The organism is Actinomadura sp. GC306, from assembly GCF_004348665.1.
Taxonomy (GTDB): Bacteria; Actinomycetota; Actinomycetes; order Streptosporangiales; family Streptosporangiaceae; genus Spirillospora.
Map to the genome: position 1 here is coordinate 1 of NZ_SMKM01000393.1, position 4501 is coordinate 4501.

Here is a 4501-nt window from a genome sequence, read left to right on the forward strand (position 1 = left end):
GCCGATCCCTATCTCGATGCACAGGCTGATCTGGGGGCCGGGCGGCGGGGCGGCGAGCGCGCCGGGCGGGAAGGCGAGGGCGCCGGCGAGCGCGGCAGGCAGGACGGCGAGTCGGCGCACGGTCACCCTCCCCCGGCGATGCGCCGCAGTTCGCCGTCCACGGCGGTGAACGCCTCGGGGCCGACGGCCATGGCCCCGCTGAACGCGTGCGAGATGTCGATGGTCAGGTACGCCCCGGCGGCCAGCAGCCCGGCCATGAGCGACAGCGGCACCAGCGTCATGCCGCGGGGGCGGGCGCCCGCCAGGAACGGCAGCAGCACCACCGCGGCGCCGGTCCCGACGGTGACGGCGAGCAGTCCGCCGGGGGGCGTGGTCAGTGCGTCCTTGGCGCGCTGGCGGCGGGCGGAGGAGATCTCGCCGAGGTGGGCGAGCAGGGTGCCGCGGGCCTCCTGGAGCTCCTCGTCGTCTCCGGTGTCGACGGCGGTGGCGTGGCGGCGCAGGTCGTCCAGCAGCCGCCAGCCGCGCGGGCTGAGCCGGCGCCCGTCCCGCATGAGCCGCCATTCGTCGCCGCGGACGAGCCCGACGTACTCGCGTAGCCCGTCCCGGACGTACCGGGCGTCGGACTCGGGCAGCCGCCCGGCCGCCCAGTACGCCTCGGTGATCGCGTGGGTCTCGGTGTAGGCGTTCGCGCGGGCGCCGTCCGCGGTCGTCCACGGCACGACGATGGCGATGGCGAACGCGAGCAGGAACAGGGCCGACAGCATCGCCCCGCTGTGCGAGGCGGTGGGGCCGTCGGGGTCGGGATCGTCGATGGTGCCGCGGGTCTTCCGGAGCAGCCGGCTCGCGACGAGCACGACGGCGATCGCGCAGGCCGCGGCCGCACAGTAAACGATCATGTCCCTCCCGGGGAGCGGGGCGTTGTTGACCGTGGGTGATTGTAGATCTACCGAACGTGGCTACCGGCGAGTTCCGGTTGGTTGTCACGTGGGGGTGAGGTGACCGCCCGGCCAGGGAAGGTCACCCTGTGCGCGGGGGAGAGGTCCGAGGTGGCGGAGCGCCAGTTCTTGTGAAATATGGTGTCCATGCCGGAAGATCTCTCGTATAGAACCCGGTATGAAGGACGATTGATGGAACCGGCCCGGGGTGGGGCGGCCGTGGGAGGGGAGGCGGCGATGGCGCCGCAGGGAAAGCTGGACCTCGACCCCGAGGCGGTGCGCACCGCCCGGCGGCTGGCCGCCCGGGCCGCCGGGCCCGTCATCGAGATGGCGCGCTCGCACACCACCGTCTCGGTCGAGCGCGCCCTGCTGCGGCTGGCCGGGCTGACCGGCGCCGACGACGAGGGGCGCCCCTGGGTCAACCACCTCGCCGACGCCGTCCGCGGCCAGGTCGGCCTTGAGCACGGCGCGGCCCTGCCCGTCTGGGACGCCCTGCTCAACGGCCCGTACGACTCCCTCGCCGGCCTCGCCCAGGCCGCCGCGGCGGGCCGGGCGCGGTTCCGGCTGCCCGCCGGGACCGACGCCGCACTCGCCCGCAAGGCCGCCGGGGAGGCCGCCCGCGCCGGGATCGCCCGCATCGACCGCCGCCGCGCCGAACGCGACGCCCTGCTGCGCGCACTGCCGCCGCCCGACGCGGCGGACCCGCCCAGGCCGCTGGTCTACCTGATCGTGGCGACCGGCGACATCTACGAGGACATCCCGCAGGCGCAGGCCGCCGCGCGCGAGGGCGCCGACGTCGTCGCGGTGATCCGCTCCACCGGCCAGTCGCTGCTGGACTTCGTCCCCGAGGGCGCCACCCGCGAGGGCTACGCCGGCACGTACGCGACCCGGGAGAACTTCCGGCTGATGCGCTCCGCGCTGGACGAGGTGTCGCGCGAGCTGGGCCGCTACGTCCGGCTGACGAACTACGCCTCCGGGCTGTGCATGCCGGAGATCGCGACGCTCGCCGGGCTGGAGCGCCTGGACATGATGCTGAACGACTGCATGTACGGCATCATCTTCCGCGACATCAACCCTCGCCGGACGTTCATCGACCAGCGCTTCTCCCGGCAGATCCATGCACGCGCCGGCATCGTCATCAACACCGGCGAGGACAACTACCTCACCACCGCCGACGCGGTCGGCGCCGCCCACACCGTCACCGTCAGCCAGCTGCTGAACGAGCGGTTCGGGCACGAGGCGGGGCTGGCCGACCACCAGCTCGGCCTCGGCCACGCCTTCGAGATCGACCCGGCCATCCCCGGGTCGTTCCGGATGGAGCTCGCGCACGCCCAGCTCGCCCGCGAGCTGTTCCCCGGCGCGCCGCTGAAGTACATGCCGCCCACCAAGCACATGACCGGCAACATCTTCGCCGGCTACCTGCTGGACGCCTTCTTCAACCTCGCCGGCGTCCTGACCGGGCAGTCGATCATCCTGGTCGGGATGATGACCGAGGGCATCCACACGCCCTGGCTGTCGGACCGCGACCTCGCGCTGGAGAACGTCCGCTACGTCCGCGACGCGTGCGGCGACCTCGCCGAGGACTTCATGCCCCGCCCCGGCGGGATGCTCGTCCAGCGCGCGAAGCAGGTGCTGGCGGAGTCGGTGGAGCTGCTGGAGCGCGTCGCCGACGACGGCCTGCTCGACGCCATCGCCGAGGGCACCTTCGGCGTCACCCGCCGCCCGCCCGACGGCGGCAAGGGACTGGACGGCGTCGTCCCCCGCGCCCCCGGCTACTGCAATCCCGCCATCGAGATCCTCGACACCGAGGACCCGCACGCCGCCGCCGGCGCGGCCGAGCAGGAGGTGACCGCATGACGGTCGAGAGCCCCGGAACCCAGGCCCCGCCCGGCACCCCGGCCGACCCCGCCGGCACCCGGCAGGTCATCCGCCCCTACGGCGACACCACCGGCGACGGCATGGTGCAGATGTCGTTCACCCTGCCCGTCCCGGCCGGGAAGCGCGCCGACGCCGCCGCGCTGCAGCTCGCCGGGAAGATGGGCCTGGACCCCGCCAGCGTCGTCCACTCCAAGGCGATGGGCCCCGACTTCACCTTCTTCATCGTCTACGGCAAGGTCCGGCACCTGGTCGACTACGCCTCCATCCCCGCGCCCGAGGAGCGCGCATACCCGCTGCTGACCTCCCAGGAGGTGAACCTGGCGATCCGCCGCGCGCTGAACCGGCGGCTGGTGGTCGTCGGCGCCTGCATCGGCACCGACGCCCACACCGTCGGCATCGACGCCATCCTCAACGTCAAGGGGTTCGCCGGGGAGAAGGGCCTGGAGTACTACCGCGAGATCCACGTGGTCAACATGGGCGCCCAGGTCACCGTGGAGGAGCTGGTCGAGCGCGCCAAGGCCGAGGACGCCGACGCCGTCCTGGTCTCCCAGGTCGTCACCCAGCGCAACGCGCACCTGCACAACACCAAGCAGATGGCCGCCGCGTTCCACGCCGAGTACCCCACCGCCGTCGCCGGCGGCATGGGCCGGCCCCTGCTGGTCGTCGGCGGCCCCCGCTTCGACACCGTCGCCGAGGCCGACCTCGGCGTCGACCGCATCTTCGGCAAGGGCACCACCCCCGCCGAGGTCGCGAGCTATCTCGTGCACGCCCTGCTCCCCGCCGGCGCCACCGGCCCCGCCGGCCCCGCCGACCAGGAGGACGAATCATGAGCGAGCCGCGCGAGGGCCTCACCGTCACGCACCGCCGCTACATCCCCTACTCCCACGCCCACTACGCGGGCGACCTGGTCGACGGCGCCTACGTCCTCGGGCTGTTCGGCGACGCGGCCACGGAGCTGTGCATCCGCACCGACGGCGACGAGGGGCTGTTCGCCTCCTACTCCGACGTGCAGTTCCGCGCCCCCGTCCGGGCCGGGGACGTCCTGGAGACCACCGCCGTCCTCACCCGCGCCGGGACCCGCAGCCGCGTCATGGACTTCGAGGCCCGCGTGGTGTGCCGGGGCCGCCCGGACCGGGGCGGGTCCGCCGCCGAGGTGCTGCCCGACCCGGTCGTCGCGGTCACCGCCACCGGGACCGTCGTCGTCACCCCGCCCGGGTCCTGAGCCGCGCGCCGCGCCCGGGACGCGCGCGGCGCGCTGATCACCGATCTTGCGGGACGAAAACGCCCACCCGGTGATCATGGCCCTGACCTGGGACGACATGGCGTCACCGCAGAACATGCCGTGGTTGACAAGGTGGCTGAAGCCGGTAGTTTTGCTGCAGTCCAGCACGGGACTCACCGATCGGCCGCCCGAGGCGCCGCCGGGCACCGCGCCGCGACGGGGACGGGGATCACGCGAGTGACCGCCGCCGTGCCCGCCCGAACCAGCGTGGTGGACCGGAGCCGTGCCCGGACGGAGCCGCCCGGTCGGGCGGGGGGTTGGACCCGGGAAGGGCCCCGGCATCCAGTAGAAAACGGAGCCTCGTTCTCACCGCCTGTGGGACGTCTCCGGCCCGACGGGTGCCGCGGGCCCTCTTCCGCGTACCCGCCGCTTCCCGCTATCTCCCCGCGCCCTCCCTGCCGCCACC

Annotated in this window: 4 protein-coding genes; 3 read left to right on the forward strand and 1 reads right to left on the reverse strand. The window is 73.8% G+C overall.

Features of this window, described 5'->3' with window-relative positions; translation table 11 throughout:
• Nucleotides 1-122: 122 nt before the first annotated feature.
• Nucleotides 123-896 (reverse strand): DUF4239 domain-containing protein, encoded by a 774-nt coding sequence (locus tag E1200_RS31465; protein ID WP_131956007.1) that lies wholly within the window; start codon nt 894-896, stop codon nt 123-125.
• A gap of 276 nt (nt 897-1172) precedes the next feature.
• Between E1200_RS31465 and E1200_RS31470 the strand changes: the two genes are divergently transcribed.
• The 3 genes from E1200_RS31470 to E1200_RS31480 are packed head-to-tail and all read left to right on the forward strand — an operon-like array spanning nt 1173 to nt 4035.
• Nucleotides 1173-2792, forward strand: coding sequence for a lysine 5,6-aminomutase subunit alpha (locus E1200_RS31470; RefSeq protein WP_131956009.1), 1620 nt, complete (start codon nt 1173-1175; stop codon nt 2790-2792).
• On the forward strand, nt 2789-3643 hold the full coding sequence (locus E1200_RS31475; protein WP_131956011.1) for an OAM dimerization domain-containing protein: 855 nt from the start codon (nt 2789-2791) through the stop codon (nt 3641-3643). Before E1200_RS31470 ends, E1200_RS31475 begins: the two co-directional genes overlap by 4 nt.
• Complete coding sequence (locus E1200_RS31480) at nt 3640-4035, forward strand: hotdog fold domain-containing protein (protein ID WP_131956013.1); 396 nt, start codon at nt 3640-3642, stop codon at nt 4033-4035. Before E1200_RS31475 ends, E1200_RS31480 begins: the two co-directional genes overlap by 4 nt.
• Nucleotides 4036-4501 lie beyond the last annotated feature (466 nt).

Coding starts and splice junctions, on each gene's coding strand:
- E1200_RS31465 (WP_131956007.1), bottom strand. CDS start 896: ATGATCGTTTACTGTGCGGCCGCGGCCTGCGCGATCGCCGTCGTGCTC.
- E1200_RS31470 (WP_131956009.1), top strand. CDS start 1,173: ATGGCGCCGCAGGGAAAGCTGGACCTCGACCCCGAGGCGGTGCGCACC.
- E1200_RS31475 (WP_131956011.1), top strand. CDS start 2,789: ATGACGGTCGAGAGCCCCGGAACCCAGGCCCCGCCCGGCACCCCGGCC.
- E1200_RS31480 (WP_131956013.1), top strand. CDS start 3,640: ATGAGCGAGCCGCGCGAGGGCCTCACCGTCACGCACCGCCGCTACATC.